Origin of the sequence: Roseateles asaccharophilus, from assembly GCF_031458115.1 — a bacterium.
GTDB lineage: Bacteria > Pseudomonadota > Gammaproteobacteria > Burkholderiales > Burkholderiaceae_C > Pelomonas > Pelomonas asaccharophilus_A.
Genome location: NZ_JAVDXV010000008.1, coordinates 241526 through 261923 on the forward strand (window position 1 = coordinate 241526; position 20398 = coordinate 261923).

At 68.7% G+C, this 20398-nt stretch carries 24 protein-coding genes; 18 read left to right on the forward strand and 6 right to left on the reverse strand.

What is annotated here, in order from left to right; translation table 11 throughout:
• The first annotated feature begins 2 nt into the window (after window positions 1–2).
• From J2X21_RS20110 to J2X21_RS20125, 4 genes are all read left to right on the forward strand, one after another.
• Window positions 3–1040, forward strand: coding sequence for a GGDEF domain-containing protein (locus J2X21_RS20110; RefSeq protein WP_310331564.1), 1038 nt, complete (start codon window positions 3–5; stop codon window positions 1038–1040).
• Between the two features lie 228 nt (window positions 1041–1268).
• Complete coding sequence (locus J2X21_RS20115; RefSeq protein WP_310331565.1) at window positions 1269–2648, forward strand: CHASE3 domain-containing protein; 1380 nt, start codon at window positions 1269–1271, stop codon at window positions 2646–2648.
• Window positions 2645–3280: a response regulator transcription factor gene (locus J2X21_RS20120; RefSeq protein WP_310331567.1), complete on the forward strand. Its 636-nt coding sequence runs from the start codon at window positions 2645–2647 to the stop codon at window positions 3278–3280. Before J2X21_RS20115 ends, J2X21_RS20120 begins: the two co-directional genes overlap by 4 nt.
• Window positions 3281–3390: 110 nt before the next feature.
• Window positions 3391–4230 carry a response regulator gene (locus J2X21_RS20125; RefSeq protein ID WP_310331568.1) on the forward strand — a complete coding sequence of 280 codons (840 nt, stop codon included), beginning with the start codon at window positions 3391–3393 and terminating at the stop codon, window positions 4228–4230.
• A 13-nt stretch (window positions 4231–4243) separates the two neighbouring features.
• On the opposite strand, the gene J2X21_RS20130 is transcribed toward J2X21_RS20125, so the two are convergent.
• Entirely contained in the window at window positions 4244–5680 is a 1437-nt protein-coding gene (locus J2X21_RS20130) for a cryptochrome/photolyase family protein (RefSeq protein ID WP_310331569.1), read from the reverse strand.
• A gap of 23 nt (window positions 5681–5703) precedes the next feature.
• Between J2X21_RS20130 and J2X21_RS20135 the strand changes: the two genes are divergently transcribed.
• From J2X21_RS20135 to J2X21_RS20160, 6 genes are all read left to right on the forward strand, one after another.
• On the forward strand, window positions 5704–6282 hold the full coding sequence (locus J2X21_RS20135; protein ID WP_310331570.1) for a YqgE/AlgH family protein: 579 nt from the start codon (window positions 5704–5706) through the stop codon (window positions 6280–6282).
• Window positions 6282–6680, forward strand: a complete 399-nt coding sequence (gene ruvX / locus J2X21_RS20140; protein ID WP_310331571.1) for a Holliday junction resolvase RuvX — start codon at window positions 6282–6284, stop codon at window positions 6678–6680. Before J2X21_RS20135 ends, ruvX begins: the two co-directional genes overlap by 1 nt.
• Window positions 6677–7174 (forward strand): bifunctional pyr operon transcriptional regulator/uracil phosphoribosyltransferase PyrR, encoded by a 498-nt coding sequence (gene pyrR, locus J2X21_RS20145; protein ID WP_310331573.1) that lies wholly within the window; start codon window positions 6677–6679, stop codon window positions 7172–7174. The genes ruvX and pyrR overlap by 4 nt, the downstream gene beginning before the upstream one ends.
• Window positions 7175–7280: 106 nt before the next feature.
• Window positions 7281–8243 (forward strand): aspartate carbamoyltransferase catalytic subunit, encoded by a 963-nt coding sequence (locus J2X21_RS20150; RefSeq protein WP_310331575.1) that lies wholly within the window; start codon window positions 7281–7283, stop codon window positions 8241–8243.
• Between the two features lie 4 nt (window positions 8244–8247).
• The gene (locus J2X21_RS20155) at window positions 8248–9555 is read left to right on the forward strand and encodes a dihydroorotase (RefSeq protein ID WP_310331577.1); all 1308 of its coding nucleotides are present in this window, start codon (window positions 8248–8250) and stop codon (window positions 9553–9555) included.
• Window positions 9552–10271 (forward strand): lysophospholipid acyltransferase family protein, encoded by a 720-nt coding sequence (locus tag J2X21_RS20160; RefSeq protein ID WP_310331579.1) that lies wholly within the window; start codon window positions 9552–9554, stop codon window positions 10269–10271. The genes J2X21_RS20155 and J2X21_RS20160 overlap by 4 nt, the downstream gene beginning before the upstream one ends.
• Here the strand turns inward: J2X21_RS20160 and J2X21_RS20165 are convergent.
• Complete coding sequence (locus tag J2X21_RS20165; RefSeq protein WP_310331581.1) at window positions 10255–11016, reverse strand: hydroxypyruvate isomerase family protein; 762 nt, start codon at window positions 11014–11016, stop codon at window positions 10255–10257. The two genes, J2X21_RS20160 and J2X21_RS20165, sit on opposite strands and share 17 nt — an antisense overlap.
• Complete coding sequence (locus J2X21_RS20170; protein ID WP_310331584.1) at window positions 11013–11642, reverse strand: DUF4254 domain-containing protein; 630 nt, start codon at window positions 11640–11642, stop codon at window positions 11013–11015. Before J2X21_RS20170 ends, J2X21_RS20165 begins: the two co-directional genes overlap by 4 nt.
• 52 nt (window positions 11643–11694) lie before the next feature.
• Here J2X21_RS20170 and J2X21_RS20175 point away from each other — a divergent pair, with 52 nt between their 5' ends.
• Complete coding sequence (locus tag J2X21_RS20175; RefSeq protein ID WP_310331586.1) at window positions 11695–12648, forward strand: glycosyltransferase family 9 protein; 954 nt, start codon at window positions 11695–11697, stop codon at window positions 12646–12648.
• Here J2X21_RS20175 and gpmA read toward each other — a convergent pair.
• Window positions 12633–13376 (reverse strand): 2,3-diphosphoglycerate-dependent phosphoglycerate mutase, encoded by a 744-nt coding sequence (gene gpmA, locus J2X21_RS20180; protein ID WP_310331588.1) that lies wholly within the window; start codon window positions 13374–13376, stop codon window positions 12633–12635. The two genes, J2X21_RS20175 and gpmA, sit on opposite strands and share 16 nt — an antisense overlap.
• Window positions 13377–13570: 194 nt before the next feature.
• On the opposite strand from gpmA, the gene J2X21_RS20185 reads away from it, so the two are divergent.
• From J2X21_RS20185 to J2X21_RS20215, 7 genes are all read left to right on the forward strand, one after another.
• Window positions 13571–14779: a porin gene (locus J2X21_RS20185; protein ID WP_310331590.1), complete on the forward strand. Its 1209-nt coding sequence runs from the start codon at window positions 13571–13573 to the stop codon at window positions 14777–14779.
• 19 nt (window positions 14780–14798) lie between these two features.
• Window positions 14799–15221: a type 2 periplasmic-binding domain-containing protein gene (locus tag J2X21_RS20190; RefSeq protein WP_310331592.1), complete on the forward strand. Its 423-nt coding sequence runs from the start codon at window positions 14799–14801 to the stop codon at window positions 15219–15221.
• Between the two features lie 78 nt (window positions 15222–15299).
• The gene (locus J2X21_RS20195) at window positions 15300–16814 is read left to right on the forward strand and encodes a methyl-accepting chemotaxis protein (RefSeq protein ID WP_310331594.1); all 1515 of its coding nucleotides are present in this window, start codon (window positions 15300–15302) and stop codon (window positions 16812–16814) included.
• A gap of 61 nt (window positions 16815–16875) precedes the next feature.
• Window positions 16876–17280, forward strand: coding sequence for a rhodanese-like domain-containing protein (locus J2X21_RS20200; protein WP_310331596.1), 405 nt, complete (start codon window positions 16876–16878; stop codon window positions 17278–17280).
• An 11-nt stretch (window positions 17281–17291) separates the two neighbouring features.
• On the forward strand, window positions 17292–17552 hold the full coding sequence (gene grxC, locus J2X21_RS20205) for a glutaredoxin 3 (RefSeq protein WP_310331597.1): 261 nt from the start codon (window positions 17292–17294) through the stop codon (window positions 17550–17552).
• 135 nt (window positions 17553–17687) lie between these two features.
• A complete protein-coding gene (gene secB / locus J2X21_RS20210; protein ID WP_310331599.1) occupies window positions 17688–18161 on the forward strand; it encodes a protein-export chaperone SecB in 474 nt (157 codons plus the stop codon).
• A gap of 75 nt (window positions 18162–18236) precedes the next feature.
• Entirely contained in the window at window positions 18237–19232 is a 996-nt protein-coding gene (locus J2X21_RS20215) for an NAD(P)H-dependent glycerol-3-phosphate dehydrogenase (RefSeq protein WP_310331843.1), read from the forward strand.
• A 3-nt stretch (window positions 19233–19235) separates the two neighbouring features.
• Here J2X21_RS20215 and trmL read toward each other — a convergent pair whose 3' ends face one another.
• Window positions 19236–19706, reverse strand: coding sequence for a tRNA (uridine(34)/cytosine(34)/5-carboxymethylaminomethyluridine(34)-2'-O)-methyltransferase TrmL (gene trmL / locus J2X21_RS20220; RefSeq protein ID WP_310331601.1), 471 nt, complete (start codon window positions 19704–19706; stop codon window positions 19236–19238).
• A gap of 22 nt (window positions 19707–19728) precedes the next feature.
• A complete protein-coding gene (locus J2X21_RS20225; protein ID WP_310331602.1) occupies window positions 19729–20379 on the reverse strand; it encodes a ComF family protein in 651 nt (216 codons plus the stop codon).
• Window positions 20380–20398: the final 19 nt, after the last annotated feature.

The window sequence follows — 20398 nt, forward strand, 5'->3', positions numbered from 1 at the left end:
CCATGTCACAGGTTGTCGACCATCTTGCCGAGCTGACCGGTTTCCGCGACCGTGACGTCATGGACGTCACGCTGGTCATGGCCCTGCGTGATCTTCTGGAACCCGAGTCGGTGGCCATCTACCGCAGCGTCGGCGAGCCGGGCCAGGAACGCTGGCTCACGCGCGCCCATCTGCGCGCCGGCGACGCCGTGGCGGCGGCCGATCCGCTGTGGGCCAAGCCCGAGGCGCTGCCGCTGGCGGCGGACCACCCACTGCGCCTGGAGGCCATGCGCAGCCGCAGCGTCACGCAGGTGGCGCAGGGCGGGCAGTGGCTTTACCTGTTCCCGATCGCGACAGACCGCGACGTGGTGGGCGTCATCGAGATCCTGTCCACGCGTCGCCTGGGCACGGGCTCTCAACGCATGGTCAGCAGCGTGCTGCGGATCTATCACAATTTCCAGGGCCTGCTTGATTACTCCGAGCGCGACACGCTGACCGGGCTGCTGAACCGCAAGACGTTCGACGAGAGCTTCCTGAAGGTGCTCACGGACATCCCGGCCAAGCACGACGCCAAGTACCACGCCGAGGACCGCCGCCACGAGGCCGCCACGCCGCACTATGTGCTGGGCGTCATCGACATCGACCACTTCAAGTCCGTCAACGACCGTTTCGGCCATCTGATCGGCGACGAAGTGCTGCTGCTGCTGTCGCGGCTGATGCGCGGCTCGTTCCGCTTCCACGACCTGCTGTACCGCTTCGGCGGCGAGGAGTTCGTCGTGCTGATGCGCTGCGACGAGGAAATCCATGCCGGCGAGGCCTTCGAGCGCCTGCGCGTGAACACCGAGCGCTACCTGTTCCCGCAAGTCGGGCACATCACGGTCAGCATCGGCTTCACCGAGGTCCGCGCGGGCGATTCGCCTGCCGCGGCCTTCGAGCGGGCCGACAAGGCCGTCTATCACGCCAAGGGTCACGGCCGCAACCAGGTCCACAACTACGCGGCCCTGGTGGCCAGCGGCGTGATCCAGGAAGCGACGCAGGCCAGCGACGTCGAACTGTTCTGAGGTTGGCTAACCGTTTGTTCGCTGGTCAGAAATGGCTTGATTTTTGGAAGATCTGGCCATAGCCTAGGCCCGTTGCCGGACTGGTGCACGCAGACACCGGCCGGCGACCCAGTTCGGGTAGGTGGGTCTGGTCCCCTGTCGTTCGCTGGGTGCCACCGTTGGTGCGCGCGGCCGGCACACCGCTTCGTGGCGTTGCTACGGGTGAGCATGCGTTATTCCTGGGTTCCGTTGAGCCTTCTGATCGCAGCCTTTCTGGCCTTCGTCGGCACGGCCGGCGGTGCGAAGTACAGCCTGGATGACCTGGCTGCGCGCGATGCCGAGCGCAGCGACGCGCTGCGCCTGCAGACCGAGCTGCAGCGACTGATGACTTTGCTGGTGGACGTCGAGACCGGCCAACGCGGTTTCATCATCACCGGCCAGCAGCCTTTCCTGCGCCCCTACGAAGATGCGTTGGCCGAGCTGGGTACGCTGCGCGGCAGCCTGATGCCGCGCCTGAAGGACAGCGGCATCCATCCCGACATGCTGAAGCAGCTGAACCTGCTCATCAACATGCGGCTGGGCCAAGCCAAACAGGTCATCGAGCGACGCATGACAGGCGGCGATGCGGTGGCGCGCGACCTGAGCGCCTATGTGGACGGCAAGCGGGTGATGGACGACCTGCGCTTCCAGGTCGAGCAGCTGGCGCAGGAACAGCAGCGTCGCGTCGCCACCGTCGATCGCCTGACGCAGGATGTGCAGGAGCGCACCACGTGGCTGACGCATTTGTTGATGGGCGTGGGGCTGGTGACGCTGGGCCTGGCCGTTGCCATGCTGTACCGCGAGCACCGCCTGCGCGACCAGGCCGAGATCGCGCTGCGCGATGCCAATGCGGGACTGGAATCGCAGGTGGCGCAGCGCACCGAGGCGCTGAGCCGCGCGCTGCTGCGCATACGCAGCTTTGCCAGCGAGCTGGATCGCAGCATCGAGACCGAGCGGCGCCGCCTGGCGCGCGAGGTACACGACCAGATCGGCCAGGTCGGCACGGCCATCAAGATGCTGTCGCTGTCGCTGCGCGCCAAGCTGGCGCCGCGCACCGAGCCGCTGCTGGACGAACTGCAGGAGTTGGCCGACGAGAGCATCCGCTCGGCGCGCCAGATCTCCGCCGCGCTGCGCCCGCCCTTGCTGGACGAACTGGGCCTGGAGGCCGCGCTGGGCCACTATCTGCAGGCGCTGGGGCGCCAGACGGGGCTGAAGACGGAGCTGGCACTGGACGACGCCGACATGCTGTCGCGAGACCAGGCCAACCCCTTGTTCCGCATCGTGCAGGAGGCCTGCACCAACGTGCTGCGACACGCGCAGGCCAACACGCTGCGGGTGGCCGGCCGCCCGTACGCCGAGGACCAGCGCGACGGCTATGAACTGGAAGTGCTGGACAACGGCCGCGGCCCCGGTGGCACGCGCGCCGATGCGTCGGGGCTGCGTGGCATGCGCGAGCGTGCGGCGTTGGCAGGCGGTGTTTTCGACTTTGGCCCGGCGCTGGGCGGCGGCACGCGTGTGCGCGTGTGGGTGCCCCTGGAGGCGCCCGGCAGCAGCGACCGGCAGGCGGAAGAGGAGGGGGTCTGGCAATGAGAGTGCTCGTCGTTGACGACCATCCGCTGATGCGCATGGGCATCAGCCAGTTGGTGATGCAGGAGTGGCCCGACGCGCAGATCGACGAGGCACCGACCATCGCCGATGCGCTGGCGCGTGGCGCCGCGGCAAAGCCGGACCTGATCACGCTGGACCTCTCGCTGCCTGACGCGCAGGGCACCGAGGGGGCGAGCCGCCTGCTGCGCGCGCTGCCCGGCGTGCCGCTGCTGGTGCTCAGCCTCAATGCCGAGGCGGCCTATGCCTCGCGGCTGATGCAGATGGGCGCCAGCGGCTACCTGCCGAAGGACCGCGCGGCCGACGAGCTGCGCGTGGCGCTGCGGCGCCTGGCCGAGGGCGGCCGCTATGTCACGTCCAGCATGGCCGACCATCTGCTGGCACTGCTCAGCGGCAAGGCGCCGGACGCGCTGCCGCACGAGCAGCTGTCCGCGCAGGAGCACCGCGTCATGCTGCTGATCGCGGCGGGCCGCACGCCGGCGCAGATCGCCGACACCATGCATCTGTCCGTCAAGACGGTGGGCAGCTACCGGGCCCGCATCCTGGAGAAGGCCGGCTGGGCCAACAACACCGAGCTGACCAAGTACTGCATACAGCACGGTCTGACGGATGCCTAACCCGTTAGGCGTGTAGGCAATTTGCCTACGCGAGGTCGCGGCAACCCTTCTGATCCGTTGCGGCCTTACGCCGCTGTCAGCCGGACGCCCGCTGGCCGACGATGGCGTCCATGAACATATTCCTCGTCGAAGACTCCGCCTCCATCCGCCGCCTGCTGGTGCGCCGACTGGATGCCATCCCCGGTATGCGCGTCGTCGGCGAGGCCGCCGGCGAGCGGCAGGCGCTGGCCCTGATCCAGTGGACCAAACCAGATGTCGTGCTGCTGGACGTGTCGCTGGCCAACGGTTCCGGCCTCAGCCTCGTGACCCAGCTGCGCCGCGGCGGCTATACCGGCCGCATCGCGGTGCTGACGGCCCAGGACGTGGAGGCCTACCGCAACGCCTGCATCGACGCCGGCGCCGACGCCTTCTACGACAAGGCCAGCGGCCTGGAGACGCTGTTCGACGATCTCGTCAGCCTGGAGGCCACCTGCATCGGCGGCCTGGACGGCAAGCCCTCCGTGCAGTTGCGCGACGGCCTGACCGGCCTCTACAACGAAGTCGCCTTGCACGAGCGCCTGGACCAGGCCTCGCGCTCGGCCTCGCGAGACGGTATCGACTTGGCGGTCTACGTCGTGCGCCTGGTAGGCCTGGCCGATCTGCCGCGCGAAACCGCCGCTGCGCTGGCGCAGCAGGTGGCGCAACGTCTGAAGGAAGCGAGCGCCGATGCCGACATCGTCGCGCGCAGCTCGCCCGACCAGTTCGCCGTCGTGCTGACGCGGTTGAACCAGGCCGACCAGGCCGCCAGCCATGCCCGGCTGCTGGCCTCGCTGATGGCCGAGCCGTTCCACGTGGATGGCCGCGATCACGTCATGGGCATCGAGATCGGCATGGCCTTGTTCCCCGGCGACGCCGTGTCGCCGCGCGGACTGCTGACGCTGGCGCAGGCGAGCGCGTTCGGCGCGCTGTGATGCCGCTGGGATTTCAGGCCACAGCCCGACTCTTGACGACCGCGTAGCGCGCCAGCGTGCGCTCCCGCGCGATGGCATGGTCCACGATGGGCTGCGGGTAGTCGCGGCCCTGCATATCCAGCGGCGCTCGCGTCCACGGGTCATGGATGGCGCGGTCGTCCAGGTCGGCCAGCTCCGGACAGTAGCGGCGGATGAACTTGCCCTGCGCATCGAACTTCTCGCTCTGCGCGATGGGGTTGAAGATGCGGAAATAGGGCTGGGCGTCGCAGCCGCTGCTGCTGGCCCATTGCCAGCCGCCGTTGTTGGCCGCCAGATCGAAGTCCAGCAGCTGCTGCGCGAAGTAGGCCTCGCCGCGGCGCCAGTCCAGCCCCAGGTCCTTGGTCAGGAAGCTGGCCACCACCATGCGCAGCCGGTTGTGCATGTAGCCGGTCTGGTTGATCTGGCGCATCGCGGCGTCCACCAGCGGATAGCCGGTGCGGCCCTCGCACCAGGCGGTGAACAGCCGGTCGGCGTGCGCGCCGGTTTCCCACTGGATCTGGTCGTACTCGGGCCGGAAAGCCGCCGTCATCGCATGCGGGTGGTGGTGCATGACCTGGTGATAGAAGTCGCGCCAGATCAGCTCCGACAGCCACACCTCGGCGCCATGGTCGCCGCCCTTCATCAGGTCGTGCGCGATGCGCGCCAGCCGCCGGATCGACACGGTGCCGAAGCGCAGGTGCGTGCTCAGGTAGCTGGGGCCCTTGACGGCCGGGAAGTCGCGCTTGTTGTCGTAGTCCTGGATGCGATCCAGGAAGTCGTCCAGCAGCGCCGCGGCGCCGCGGCTGCCCCGGCCCATGTGGTCGATCAGGCCGGCGGGCTTGAAGCCGATATCAGCCAGCGTGGGCACTCCCTTGGCGAGCTTGTTGGCGGTCAGTGCGTGGGCGTGCCGCTCCACCGGATAGCTGCTCAGGTAGAACGGGTCCACCTTTTTCAGCCAGGCGTTCTTGTAAGGCGTGAATACGCCGTACGGGCCGCCCGCGGCCGTCATCACCTCGCGGCGCTCGAAGATGACGTGATCCTTGGACGTGCGCAACTCGCAGCCGAAGCTGCCCAGCAACTCGGCGACCAGCGCGTCGCGCTTGAGGGCCTGCGGCTCGTCATCATGATTGGTGAACACGGCCTGCACGCCCAGTTCGGCCGCCAGCCGCGGAAGCTCGTCCGCCGCGAAGCCGTGGCGCACGATCAGCGCACCGCCCAGCCGGCGCAGGTCTTCGTCCAGCACCTGCAGCGCGTCCAGGATGAACTGCACGCGGCGGTCCTCGCGGGGCAGGGCGTCGAGGATGTCGCGGTCCAGCACAAAGGCGCAGAACACCTGTCTGGCGGTCTTCAGCGCGTGGTACAGCGCGGCCTGGTCATCCACGCGCAGGTCGCGGCGAAACCAGACCAGCGCGCGGTCAAGTTGGGTGCTCATGCCCACAGAATAAAATGCCGCCCATGGCCGCCGACCGGATTTCCCTGACCAACCAGTTCCTCATCGCCATGCCCGGCATGGCCGACGAGGCTTTTGCAGGGACCGTGGTCTACCTGTGCGAGCACAACGACAACGGCGCGCTGGGCCTGGTCGTCAACAAGCCGACCACGCTGACGCTGGGCACACTGTTCGAGAAGGTGGAGCTGAGCCCGCCCGCCGACCCGCTGGCCGAGACGCCGGTCTACTACGGCGGCCCGGTGCAGACCGACCGCGGTTTCGTGCTGCACGAGCCGCTGGACGAGCAAGGCAACCATTACAACGCCACGCTGGCCGTGCCCGGTGGCCTGGAAATGACCACCAGCCGTGACGTGCTGGAGGCGCTGTCCAACGGCGCCGGCCCGAAGCGGCTGCTGGTCACGCTGGGCTACAGCGGCTGGGCCGCCGGCCAGCTGGAGGAAGAGATCGGCCGCAATGGCTGGCTGACGGTGGATGCGTCGCCGTCCATCATCTTCGACACGCCGGTGGAGCTGCGCTACGAGCGCGCGCTGGCGCTGCTGGGCGTGGATCCGCGCATGCTCAGCGCTGACGCGGGCCACGCGTGATGGCGGCCACGGTGTCGCCTTCCCAGCTTCAATCCTTTCTTGCTTTTGACTTTGGCCTGCGCCGCATCGGCGTGGCCTCGGGCACGCGGCTGCTCGGCTCGGCCGAGCCGCGCGGCACCATCAAGGGCGGGGACTTCGACGCCATCGCCGCCCTCATCAAGACGTGGCAGCCCGACGCGCTGGTCATCGGCGTGCCGCGCCACCCCGACGGCGCGCCGCACGAGATGACGGCCAAGGCACAGAATTTCGGCCGGCGCCTGTCCGGGCGTTACCACCTGCCGGTCTTCGAGGTGGACGAGCGCTACACCAGCGTTGAAGCCGAGGCCGAAGGTGCGCAAGACGTGGACGCCGCCGCCGCCGCGCTGATCCTGGAACAGTTTTTTAGAGAACACCCATGAGCGACCTCAAACTGGACGCTGAAGGTCTATACCTTGAGCTGAAGAAGGGCGTGCAGCGACTGCTGACCGCCGACACCGCCCTGGTGGGCATCTGGAGCGGCGGTGCCTGGCTGGGCGAACGGCTGGCCGCCGACCTTGGCGTGGTGGCCGGAACCATCTCCAGTGCGATGCACCGCGACGACTTCGGCGAGCGCGGCATGGTGTCAGGCAAAGGAGGTGCCGACCACACCAAGCTGCCCTTCGACGTGAACGGCCGCGACATCCTGCTGATCGACGACGTGCTCTACACCGGCCGCACGACGCGTGCGGTCATCAACGAGCTGTTCGACTTCGGCCGGCCGGCTAGCGTCCAACTGGCCGTGCTGGTGGACCGCGGCGGGCGGCAGCTGCCCATCGAGCCGGCGTTCTCGGCCGCCCGCGTGACCCTCAACGCCGACCAGAGCCTGCGCCTCGCGCAAGGCGAAGACCGACGATTCAAGTTCGAGGTGAAGTAATGGCCCCCACGTTCACTTCGTTCACTGCCCCCCGAGGGGGCGTCGGCCTCCAAGGCTCCGCGAGGAGCCTCTGCGAGTCTCTTGGCGGCCCAGCGGGAGTCCGGTGATGCTCAGCAAACGCAATCCTCAGCTGAACAAGCACGGCGAGCTGATCCACTTGCTGTCCATCGAAGGCCTGCCGCGCGCGGTCATCGAGCAGATCCTGGACACGGCCGGCAGCTTCCTGTCGGTCAACGACCGCGAGGTCAAGAAGGTGCCGCTGCTGCGCGGCAAGTCGGTGTTCAACCTGTTCTTCGAGAACAGCACGCGCACCCGCACCACCTTCGAGATCGCCGCCAAGCGCCTGTCCGCCGACGTCATCAACCTGGACATCGCGCGCTCCTCGACCGCCAAGGGCGAGACGCTGCTGGACACGGTGGCCAACCTCAGCGCCATGCACGCCGACATGTTCGTCGTGCGCCACAGCGAGAGCGGTGCGCCCTACCTGATCGCCCAGCACTGCGCGCCGCATGTGCACGTGGTCAACGCCGGCGACGGCCGGCATGCGCACCCGACGCAGGGCCTGCTGGACATGTACACGATCCGGCACTTCAAGAAGGACTTCCGCAACCTGAGCGTGGCCATCGTCGGCGACATCGTGCACTCGCGCGTGGCCCGCAGCGACATCCACGCGCTGAACATCCTGGGCGTGCCCGAGATCCGCGCGGTGGGCCCCAAGACACTGGTGCCGGGCGATCTGCGCGACATGGGTGTGCGCGTCTGCCACGACATGGCCGAGGGTGTGAAGGACGCCGACGTCATCATCATGCTGCGCCTGCAGAACGAGCGCATGAGCGGTGCGATGCTGCCCAGCAGCGGCGAGTTCTTCAAGAACTTCGGCTTGACGCCCGAGAAGCTGGCGTTGGCCAAGCCCGACGCCATCGTCATGCATCCGGGCCCCATCAACCGCGGCGTGGAGATCGCGTCGGAGGTGGCGGACGGCAAGAGCAGCGTGATCCTGCCGCAGGTCACCTTCGGCATCGCCGTGCGCATGGCGGTGATGGCCATCCTGGCAGGCAACGAGGCTTGAGAACATGAAGATCCTGATCAAGAACGGCCGCCTCATCGACCCGGCCTCCAATCTCGACCGCACCGGCGACGTCGCGATCGCCAACGGCCGCATCGTGCACCTCGGCGACGTGACCGACTTCGGCGCCGACCGCATGCTGGACGCCAGCGGCCTCATCGTCGCGCCCGGCCTCGTGGACCTGTGCGCCCGCCTGCGCGAGCCCGGCCACGAGCACGAAGGCCTGCTGGAAACCGAACTCGCCGCTGCGGCTGCGGGTGGCGTGACCAGCCTGGTCTGCCCGCCCGACACCGACCCGGTGCTGGACGAGCCCGGCCTCGTCGAGATGCTGAAGTTCCGCGCCCGCAAGCTCAGCCGCTGCCGGTTGTTCCCGCTGGGCGCGCTGACGCGCCAGCTGAGCGGTGCCGCACTGACCGAGATGGCCGAGCTGACCGAGGCCGGCTGCGTCGGCTTCTCGCAGGCCGAGGTGCCCATCAACGACACGCTGGTGCTGAGCCGCGCGCTGCAATATGCGGCCACCTATGGCTACACCGTGTGGCTGCGCCCGCAGGATGCCTACCTCGGCGGCGGCGTGGCCGCCAGCGGCGCGGTCGCCACGCGCCTGGGTCTGTCCGGCGTGCCGGTCAGCGCCGAGACGGTGGCCATGCACACCATCTTCGAGCTGATGCGCAGCACCGGCGCGCGCGTGCACCTGTGCCGCATCTCCAGCGCCGCCGGCGTGGAGCTGCTGCGCGCCGCCAAGAAGGAAGGCCTGCCCGTCACGGCCGACGTGTCCATCAATTCGCTGCACCTCAGCGATGTGGACATCGGCTACTTCGACTCCGCGATGCGCCTGACGCCGCCGCTGCGTCAGGGCCGCGACCGCGACGCACTGCGCGCCGGCCTGGCCGACGGCACGCTGGACGCGCTGGTGTCCGACCACATGCCCGTGACGCTGGACGAGAAGGCCGTGCCCTTCGCCGAAGCCACGCCCGGTGCCACGGGGCTGGAGTTGCTGCTGAGCCTGGCCATGCGCTGGGCGCGCGATTCCAAGCTGCCGCTGCAGCGCGCGCTGGCGGTGGTCACGTCCGAGCCCGTCCGCGTGATGGGTCCGGCGCTGGGGTCGCTGGCGGCCAGCGCCGGTCGGCTGGTGGAAGGCGGCGTGGCCGACGTCTGCGTGTTCGACGCCGACGCCAGCTGGGCCGTCACGCCGGACCGCCTCGCCAGCCAGGGCAAGCACACGCCGTTCGCCTACGCGTCCAGCGGCTTCGAGCTGCCGGCGCGCGTGCGCACGACGCTGGTGGCTGGACACATCGCCTACGAAGCCGCCGAATGAAGGCAGTGTGGCGCCTCGCGCGCCTGACACCTCATGTGCTGCATGGCCTGTGGATCGTCAAGCGCCGCTTCGACCGGCTGACGTCGGCCGAGCGGCACCAGCTCATCCAGTGGTGGTCGGCCAAGACGCTGCGCATCCTGGGCATCGCGCTGAAGGTCGAGGGCCAGGCGCTGCCCGCGGGTCATCTCATCGTCGCCAATCACATCTCGTGGCTGGACATCGCGGCCGTGCACGCGGTGCTGCCGCAGGCGCGCTTCGTGTCCAAGGCCGATGTGAAGCACTGGCCGCTGGTGGGCGCGCTGGTGGAGGGCGCGGGCACGCTGTTCATCGAGCGCGAGAGCAAGCGCGATGCGCTGCGCGTGGTGCACCAGGCCGCGGCCGCGCTGCAGGCCGGCGACTGCGTGGCCTTCTTCCCCGAAGGCACGACCGGCCCGGGACCCGAGATGCTGCCCTTCCATGCCAACCTGCTGCAGGCCGCGGTGTCGGTCGACGCGGCCGTGCTGCCGCTGGTGCTGCGCTGGCATGAGCCGGGCGAGCGCTTCAGCTCATCGGCGCGCTTTGTCGGCGGCACGACGCTGGTGCAGAGCCTGTGGCGCATCGCGTCGGCACGCGGGCTGGGCATTGATGTACAGATGCTGCCCAGCATGACGCCCGACGGCCGGGAGCGGCGCGAACTGGCCGAGGCCGCGCGAGCGGTGATCAGCGCGCGGCTCTGAGCCCGGTCAGCCAGGCCAGGCCGGCGGACGTGTCGCCGCGCGGCCGGTACTCCAGGCCAATGCGCATGTCCTGCCCGGCCAGCAAGGCGAGTTCGGCCGCGTATTCATCTTCCGCGGGCTCTTGTCGCTCGGCCACGCCGGCCAGTTGCACATGGCCCAGCACGCCCAGATCCAGCGCGCGCTGCAGATGGCTCAGTGATTCACCTTCGGCCACGCGGCAGTGGTAGAGGTCCAGCTGGAGCTGCACGCGAGGCGTGTTGAGCGCCGCCAGCAGTTCCAGCGCCTGCGCCTGACGATGCAGGAAGTAGCCCGGCATGTCGCGCCGGTTGATGGGCTCGACGACCAGCGGCAGCGTGGACTGCGCGGCGGCCCAGGCCAGGTTGTCCAGCCAGGTGGCTCGCGCCACGGGCGTGTCGTCGGTCAGGCCCGACAGCAGGTGAACGCGAGCGGTGCCCAGACGTGTCGCCAGGTCCAGTCCCCGCAGCGTGGCGTCACGAAAGCGCTCCTCATGTCCCGCCAGCGCCGCGAAGCCGCGTTCGCCGGCGGCCCAGTCGCCGGCCGGTGCGTTGATCAGTGCGACGTGCAGGCCGGCCAGCCGGGACTTCAGTTCATCGACGTCGTGCAGATGCGGCTGCTGCAACTCGACGGCCGCGAAGCCGTCGGCTCGCGCGGTACCCGGCCGGTCAAGGTACGCATGCTCCGTGTAGAGCCAGTCCAGGTTGGCGGCGAAGCGCGGCGGGATCACTTGGACTCGGCCACCAGCGCCGGGTTCAGCCGCGGGTCGTTGTACATCTTGAACTGGCGGTAGACCTTGAAATAGGCGCGTCCGGCGCGCGAGTCGGCCAGCAGTTCGTCGAAACAGCCGCCCAGGTCGGCGCGCTGCTGGATCAGCCGCTGCAGCCGCTCGCCGCAGGACTGGCGGTGCGCGTCGTCGACATCGCTGCGCAGCGTCTGTTCGCGCATGGCCTGGATCTTCAGGCCCAGGATGGAGATGCGGTCCAGCATGGAGCCCGCCGTCTCGCTGTTCAAGCGCGCGCCGGGCGACACGGTGGAGCGGGGCAGGGCGGATGCGAGCGTGGCCGGATCCACCAGGCCCAGCGCGCTGAGCAGGAACTCGTCGATGCGTTCGATGGCGTCGTTGCGGGCCTGGTTGTGGCGGTCGATGGCGCGCTTGTTGGCGACGATCTCGGCGTCGGGCGCTTGCGTGCGGCGCGCGAGGTCTTCCTGGGCCCACAGGCTGCGGTTGTGGAAGTGGTTGACGGCGACCCAGCCGTGCACGTCGGTGGCTTCGACGGCCACGGGCGCCGAGGCCAGCGCCGCGTCATGGGCAGCGATCACTTCGGCAGAGGAGGGCAGGGTGATCTCGGGCATGTAGGGTCATCTTGCGCGGGCAGAATCCCGCGCCACTGTGCATGAGCCGCCGATGATAGAAGCCCGTCCCCTGATCGTGCGCCTGCGCAATTTCGTCGGCGATACCGTGTTGAGCATTCCCGCGCTGCGCCTGCTGGAGCAACACGGCTACCGGCTGGAACTGGTCGGCAAAGGCTGGGCGCGCGGGCTTCTGGAGGCGGAGGGCTGGGCCGTGCACGTGCGGCCAAACGAGTTGCGACCGCGCATCGCGCAGCTGCGCGAGTTGCGCCGAAGCTTCCGGGCTGAGGATCCCGGCTTCGACGCCCGGTCCAACACGTTGCTGTTCCCCTACGCCTTCTCCGCCGCGCTGGATTCGCGGCTGGCCGGCCTTAAGGCAGAGGGCCACGCGGGTGACGGCCGCACCTGGCTGCTCCGGCGGGGCCTGCCGCGCCGCGAGGGCCGGCACACGCTGCAGGAGTATTGGGAACTGGCCTGCGACTTCCTGGGCGTGCAGGCCGAACCGCCGACCGACATCCACATGCAGGTCAGCGAAGCCCAGCGCGATGCGGCGCGCGCGCTGCTGGCGCCGCTGGGCGTGGAGCCGGGCCGCTTCGTGCTGATCTGCCCGTTCGCGAACGGCCGCGTGGAGTTCCTGGACCGCAGCTGGCCGGCCTTCCCGGACTTCGTGCGGCGCCTGCACGCGGCGGGGCGCCGTGTCGTCATCGTGCCGGGGCCGGCGGAGGTGGAGGGCGCCAAGCAGCTCTACCCGGATGCGCTGCGCCTGGACGGCGTGGCGCTGGGGGCCTACAACGCGCTGCTGCAGCTGGCAGGCGTGGTGGTCGCCAATGACACGGGCCCCGCGCACATGGCCGCGGGCGTCGGCGCGCGGCTGCTGAGCATCTGGGGCCCGGTGGATGCGGCGCGCTGGGCGCCGTGGGGATCGACGGTGACGCTGATGCGACGCGGCCCCAGCGAGTGGAGCAGCGTCGATGAGGTCGTTTTAAAGGTCGATCAGGCCTTGCCCTGATTGGCCACGGCCGCGGCCGCCTTGGCCGCGGCTTCGGCGTCGCCCAGGTAGTAGCTCTTGATGGGCTTCAGGTTCTCATCCAGCTCGTAGACCAGCGGGATGCCGTTGGGGATGTTGACGCCCACGATGGCGTCGTCGGCGATGTTGTCCAGGTACTTCACCAGCGCGCGGATGCTGTTGCCGTGCGCGGCGATGACGACACGCTGGCCCGACTTGATCGTCGGCGCGACGGTGTCGTTCCAGAACGGCAGCACGCGGGCGACCGTGTCCTTCAGGCATTCGGTCAGCGGGATGTCGTCGGGGTTCAGCTTGGCATAGCGCACATCGCTGCGCTCGCTGCGCGGGTCGGTCGCTTCCAGCGCCGGCGGCGGCGTGTCATAGCTGCGGCGCCAGATCAACACCTGCTCATCGCCGTACTGCTTGGCCATGTCGGCCTTGTTCAGGCCTTGCAGGCCGCCGTAGTGGCGCTCGTTCAGGCGCCAGGCGTGTTGCACCGGCAGCCAGGTGCGGTCCATCTGGTCCAGGCAGTGCCACAGCGTCCAGACGGCGCGCTTGAGCACCGACGTGTAGGCGATGTCGAAGTCGTAGCCCGCTTCCTTCAGCAGGCGGCCGGCGGTCTTGGCCTGCTCGACGCCGGTGGGCGTCAGGTCCACATCGGTCCAGCCGGTGAAGCGGTTTTCCAGATTCCAGGTCGATTCGCCGTGGCGGATGAGGACGAGCTTGTACATGGGCCTTCAGATGTTGCGAAAACGAATCGGAAATTGTAGGGAGACCTTGATGGGTGCGATCGGTATTGGGTTCGAGCGTGAATGAGTGCGCGTTCGCCTTGGTGGTAACCCGCATTTCCTCAAGACCTGGCCCTAAGATTTTCGTTGTTGCTGCAAAGAAGCAGCCATTTCTGACGCTTATCTTGGAGACCTGCATGAAGTTGTCCCCCCGCCAGCGTGTGTTGCCTGCGCTGATTGCCTGCCTGCTGAGTGCCGGCGCCGCCCATGCCGCCGATGAAACCAGCAGTTTCTCGGTCTCCGGCTTCGCGACGCTGGGGTTGGTCAAGACCAACACCGACCTGGCGCAATACGCCATCACGGGCCAGGTCCGCGGCGCGGACACGGACGTCTCGGCCGAGGTGGACAGCAAGTTGGGCGTGCAGTTCGGCGCCAAGCTGAACTCGACGTTCTCGGGCACCGTGCAGCTGCTGAGCAAGCACAACGGCAAGGGCAACTTCACGCCCGGCGTCGAGTGGGCCTTCGTGAAGGCTCAGCTGGCACCGTCGGTGTCGGTGCGCCTGGGCCGCATGGGCGCGCCATTCTTCGCGATCTCCGATTTCCGCGCCGTGGGCTTTGCCAACACGACGCTGCGTCCGGCACCAGACGTCTACGGCCAGGTGCCCGTCAGCCATTTCGACGGCGCCGACGTCAGCTACCAGGCCAATCTGGGCGTGGGTACGCTGACCGTGCAGGGCTTCGGCGGCAAGTCCAGCGACACCGTCGAGGGCACGGATGTGGACCTGAAGAAGCTGTATGGCATCAACGCCACGCTGGAGACCGACTCCGGCCTGACGCTGCGTTTCGGCCATGCCAGCGGCAAGCTGACCGTCAAGTCGGCCTCGCTGGCCACGCTGGTGGCCACGCTGCGCGCGACGCCGTTCGCCAGCGTCGGCAACCAGATCGACGCCAACGAGAAGAAGGCCAGCTTCACCGGCGTGGGCCTGACCTGGGACGAGGGGGACTGGCTGGTCAACACGGAATACACGCAGCGCCGTACCGACACCTATGTGCCGGACACCAACGGCTGGTACCTGACCGTGGGCCGCCGCTTCGGCAGCTGGACGCCGTACGCGACCGTGTCGCAGGTCAAGTCCGTCAGCAACAACGTCAACAACACCATCACGCCCGTCACGCCGCAGCTGGCGCAGCTGAAGGCCGTCGTGGACGGCACGCTGGCCAGCCAGCACCTGGCGCAGAAGACGGTCGCCGTCGGCACGCGCTGGGACTTCTATCGCAACTTTGCTTTCAAGGCCCAGGTGGAGCGCCTGCGCCCCACGGGTGACGCATTCTTCGTTCGTGTCCAGCCGGGCTTCGCCAGCCGCACGGTCAACGTCTACAGCATCGCTGTCGACACCGTGTTCTGAAGCCAGGGAGTCGCAGTCAATGAGCATCCGCAACATCGCCATCGTCGCTGCCCTGCTGGCAGCAGCTACCGCCGCCCAGGCCCAGGTCGTCGTCGTCGTGAACCCGAAGAGCGCACTGGCCAGCATGACGGCTGACCAGGTCTCCGGCATCTTCCTCGGCAAGACCACCACGCTGCCCAGCGGCGCCACGGCCGCGCCGGTGGACCAGGCCGAATCGGCGGCCGTCCGCGAGCAGTTCTACAGCAAGGTCACCGGCAAGCAGTCGGCTCAGGTCAAGGCTGCCTGGTCGCGCCTGGTGTTCTCCGGCAAGGGCACGCCGCCCAAGGAAATGGGCAGTTCTGCCGACGTGAAGAAGTTCATCGCCGGCAACCCCGACGGCATCGGCTACATCGAGAAGTCGGCGCTGGATGGTTCGGTCAAGGCCGTTCTGACCGTCGACTGATCTCCGGCTTGGCCGGATGATGGGCGCGCCCGGTTGCAACGGCGCGCCCGCTTTGCTTGATGCCCGAGGAGGCTGCGTATGAATGTGAAGACCCGGATCTGGTTGCTGCCCGCGCTGGCGGCCGGCATCTTTGCCATCGGCATCGTCGTGGTGCTGCTGTTTTCGTCGCGGACCTCGAACGCGATCGATGCCGTCGGCCAGGTGGACTTTCCCTTCCTGGATGCGACGACGCAGTTCGCCTCGCAGTTGGAGGCGCTGGGCGCCACCATCCAGAGCGCCGTCGCCGAGGGCGAGAAGAAGCGCCTGGACGAGGCGCGCGAGCGCGCCGCCAACATGCGCAAGCTCCTGGCCGCCATTCAGAAGATCGACGGCAAGGCGGAGATCGGCGCCCAGCTGAACAAGAGCTTCGAGGCCTACTTCGTCGCGTCGGTCGACACGGCCGAACTGTTCCTGGGCATCAAGCAGGGCGACCAGGCCGGTGCGATCCCGAAGATGCAGTCGGCGCTGAAGACGTTGGAAACGGACCTGGCCGGCGCCCGCAAGCAGGCGAGCGAGGGCTTTGATGCTGCGCTCGACAAGGCGCATGCCGGCGTGTCCTCCAGCCTGTGGGCCATCGTCATCAGCGGCGTGGTCGTCGTGCTGTGCCTGGGCGGCGCGTCCTACCTGGTCATCGGCGGTGTCTGGCGCCAGCTGGGCGGCGAGCCGGAATATGCGCGCGACGTGATGCGCCAGATGGCCGATGGCGATCTGTCGCAGGACATCGTCGTGGCCCCCGGCGCCGACCAGAGCCTGCTGGCCGCCGTGCGCGACATGTCGCGCGGCCTGTCCTCCATCGTGGCCAACGTGCGCCATGGCACCGACTCCATGACCGTGGCCTCGCGCGAGATCGCCGCGGGCAACCAGGACCTGTCCGAGCGCACCGAGCGCCAGGCGGGCTCGCTGGAGCAGACCTCTGGCAGCATGCAGGTGCTGACCGACACCGTGCGCCAGAGCGCCGACGCTGCGGCCCAGGCCAACCAACTGGCCGGCTCGGCCGCCACCGTCGCGCAACGCGGCGGCGAGGTCGTCGGCCAGGTCGTCTCGACGATGGAAGAGATCAATGCCAGCTCGAAGAAGATCGCCGACATCATCGGCGTCATCGATGGCATCGCCTTCCAGACCAACATCCTGGCGCTGAACGCGGCCGTCGAGGCCGCGCGCGCGGGCGAGCAGGGACGGGGCTTCGCGGTTGTGGCCGGCGAGGTGCGCTCGCTGGCGCAGCGCTCGGCGGAAGCCGCGCGCGAGATCAAGGGGCTGATCGGCGCCAGCGTCGACAAGGTCGAGTCCGGCTCGCGCCTGGTGCAGGCGGCGGGCTCGACGATGGACGAGATCGTCGCCAGCGTGCAGCGTGTGTCCGACATCATCAGCGAGATCACTGCCGCGGCCAACGAGCAGAGCCAGGGCATCGGCCAGGTCAATGCGTCGGTGGTGCAACTCGACCAGATGACGCAGCAGAACGCCGCGCTGGTCGAGCAGGCCGCCGCGGCCGCCAGCAGCCTCGAGCAGCAGGCCGTCAACCTGCAGCAGGCGGTGGCGACGTTCAAGCTGTCCTGAGGCCGGGTGCCGGGGCTCGCCGATAATCGCGGGCTTTTCTGCACGTCCTGACGGTGAACGCTTGAACTTCCTGATCCAAAACTGGTTTCTGATCGTCGCCGCCCTGGTTTCTGGCGGCATGCTGCTGTGGCCCCTGCTGGCTTCGGGTTCGCAAGGCAAGGCCGTCAGCCCGGCCGAGGCGGTGCAATTGATCAACCGCGAGAAGGGTGTGCTCATCGACGTCAGCGAGCCCGAGGAATACGCCAAGGGCCACGCGGTCGGTGCGCGCAACATTCCCTTTGGCCAGATCGAGGGCCACAAGCAACTGCCTTCCAACAAGGCCCTGCCGCTCGTGGTGGTGTGTCCGACCGGCGCACGCGCCGGCCGCGCTGCTGGCATCCTTCGCAAACTGGGCTACGAGAAGGCCCAGGTGCTGGCAGGTGGTTTCAAGGCCTGGCGCGAAGCCAGCCTGCCGATCGAGAAGTAAGGAGTCTGGCGATGGCGCCCGTGAAGATGTACACCACCCTGGTCTGCCCGTTCTGCGTGCGCGCCAAGATGCTGCTGAAGCAGCGCGGCGTCAGCGAGATCGACGAAGTCCGCGTGGACCTGAATCCCACCGAGCGCCAGACCATGATGGACAAGACTGGCCGCCGCACGGTGCCGCAGATCTTCATCGGCGACACTCATGTAGGGGGCTGCGACGACCTGATCACGCTGGACCAGCGCGGCGGGCTGATGCCCCTGCTGCAGGCGGCCTGAGGGCCTGCTTCGGGCGCCCGGCCCGATTTCAAGGCCGGGCAAGTCCCCTGACGGACCGTCATGGGTCTGCACTGATAATCCGACCGCCGCCCGCAGCACGCCGCTCGCGGGCTTTTGTTTGAAAGACCTGTTCCCATGGCCGACGAGATCCAAGCTGCCGCCGAAGGCACCCCCGTTTTCCAGATCCAGCGCATGTACCTGAAGGATCTGTCGCTGGAGCAGCCCAATGCACCGCACATCCTGCTGGAGCAGACCCAGCCCCAGGTCGACATCAACCTGACCCTGTCGGCCGAGAACGTCACCGACGGCATCTTCGAGGTCTGCGTGACGGCCACGGTCAACACCAAGGTCGCCGACAAGACGCTGTTCCTGGTGGAAGCCAAGCAAGCCGGCATCTTCGAGATCCGCAACGTGCCGCAAGACCAGGTCGAAGGCATCCTGGGCATCGTCTGCCCGCAGATGGTCTACCCCTACCTGCGCGCCATCGTGTCCGACGTCTGCACCCGCGCCGGCTTCCCGCCCGTGCTGCTGACCGAAGTGAACTTCCAGGCGATGTTCGAGGCCCAGCAGGCGCAACGCGCCGCCCAGGGCGGCCAGGCCGTCAACTGAAGCGAGCCTCAACCCGCAACGACGCCCCGCCTAGCGGGGCGTTTTGCTTGGTGGACACTCCAGCGCATGACGACGATGAATATCTGCGTTCTCGGTGCCGGTGCCTGGGGCACGGCGCTGGCCATCCAGGCCGCCCGGGCCGGCCATGATGTGACCCTGTGGGGGCGTGATGCCGCCGCCATGGCCGCAATGCGGGTCGGCCGCCGCAACCCGTACCTGCCCGACAGCGACCTGCCCGCCGCGTTGGCGCTGACCGCCGACCGTGGCGAGGCGATCGCCCATGCGGCCCAGGGTCTGACGATCGTCGCGACGCCCATGTCCGGGCTGCGCGAGACGCTGGCGGCGCTGCCGGCCGCGCAGCGTGTGCTGTGGCTGTGCAAGGGCTTCGAGGCGGGTACCGGCAGGTTGGGTCACGAGATTGCGCGCGAGTTGCAGCCGAGCATGCGCGTCGGCGTGCTGTCCGGCCCCAGCTTCGCGCAGGAAGTGGCGGCCGGCCGGCCCACGGCGCTGGTGGCGGCCAGCGAGGACGCGGATCTGGCGCGGGCGGCCGTCGAGGCGTTCCACGGTGACCGGTTGCGCGTCTACACGTCGGTCGACCCGGTCGGCGTGGAGGTGGGCGGTGCGGTGAAGAACGTGCTGGCCATCGCGGTGGGTGTCTGCGACGGTTTGTCGCATGCAGCGCCCGATGCGCCGGGATTGAACGCGCGCGCCGCGCTGATCACGCGCGGCCTGGCCGAGATGATGCGACTGGGCCTGGCGCTGGGCGCACGGCCCGAGACCTTCATGGGCCTGTCTGGCCTGGGCGATCTGGTACTGACCGCCACCGGCGACCTGTCGCGCAACCGCCGCGTGGGCCTGATGCTGGCCGAGGGTCTCGCGCTGCCCGACATCCTGGCGCGCCTGGGCCATGTGGCCGAGGGCGTCTACAGCGCGCCGACCGTGCTGGACCGCGCCCGCGCGGTGGGCGTGGACATGCCCATCACCGAGGGCATGGTGGCCTTGCTGGACGGGCGTCTGCGTGCCGATCAGGCCGTCGCGCTGTTGATGAGCCGCGACGCGCGCGCCGAGTAGGCTTCAGGCGCCGCCGGCATAGCCGTTCTGTCGCCAGGCTTCGAAGACGGCCACCGCCACGCTGTTGCTGAGGTTGAGGCTGCGCTGGCCTTCCCGCATGGGCAGCCGAACGCGCTGTTCGAGCGGGAAGCCGTCGCGCAGCGCGGGCGGCAGGCCCGCCGTCTCGCTGCCGAAGATGAACCAGTCGCCCGGCTGCCAGGCGACCTCGCCGAATGGGCGGCTGCCACGCGTCGTGAACGCGAACATGCGTGTCGGGTCTGGCGATTCCGCAGCCAGGAAGGCGGCCCAGTCGGCGTGCCGCTGCACGCGGGCGTACTCGTGGTAGTCCAGCCCCGCGCGCTGCAGCAGGCGGTCCTCCATCGAGAAGCCCAGCGGCTCGATCAGGTGCAGGCTGCAGCCGGTGTTGGCGGCGAGACGGATCACGTTGCCCGTGTTGGGCGGGATCTCCGGGTGGACAAGGACGATGTGGAACATGGGGCGCAATTGTCCCCGCAGCTCACTCGTCTCCGGGCTCGGGCGTGCGCGCGACCACCCAGGCCTGCACGCTCATGACGCCGGCCTGCAGCAGCACGCGGGCGATCTCGTACAGCGTGGAGCCGCTGGTCATCACGTCGTCCAGCAGCGCGACGCTGCTGCCGCGCAGCCGCGCCGCGCGAAGCGGGTCGATGGCGAACACACCGCGCACATTGGCCGCACGGGCTTCAAGCTTCAGGCCAGCCTGACGTTCGTTGTGGCGCACGCGCAGCAGCAGCTCGGGTTCGCAGCGCAGGCCACGGCGCCTGGCCAGCGACTTGGCCAGCTCGTGCGACTGGTTGTAGCCCCGCTCACGCAGCCGCGCCGGTGACAACGGCACCGGCAGCAGCCAGTCGGGCGTCGCGACCTCGGCGGCGCTCAGCGCCGAGTTCAGCCGCTCCAGCAGGCTCTCGCGCAGTTCCAGTGCCTGGTGGTACTTGAAGTGCTGCAACAGGCCGTCCCAGGGGAAGCGGTAATCCAGCGCCGTGACGGTGCGGTCCAGCGGCGGCGCTTCCACCAGGCAGCGTCCGCATTGCGGGCGGGGCCTGCCCATCAGCTCTGCAGGCAGCCGGGCGGCGCAGGTCCAGCAGCGCGGCACCGGGCGGGCATACAGCCCCAGGCAGGAACTGCACACCGTTTCATGACTCCAGGTC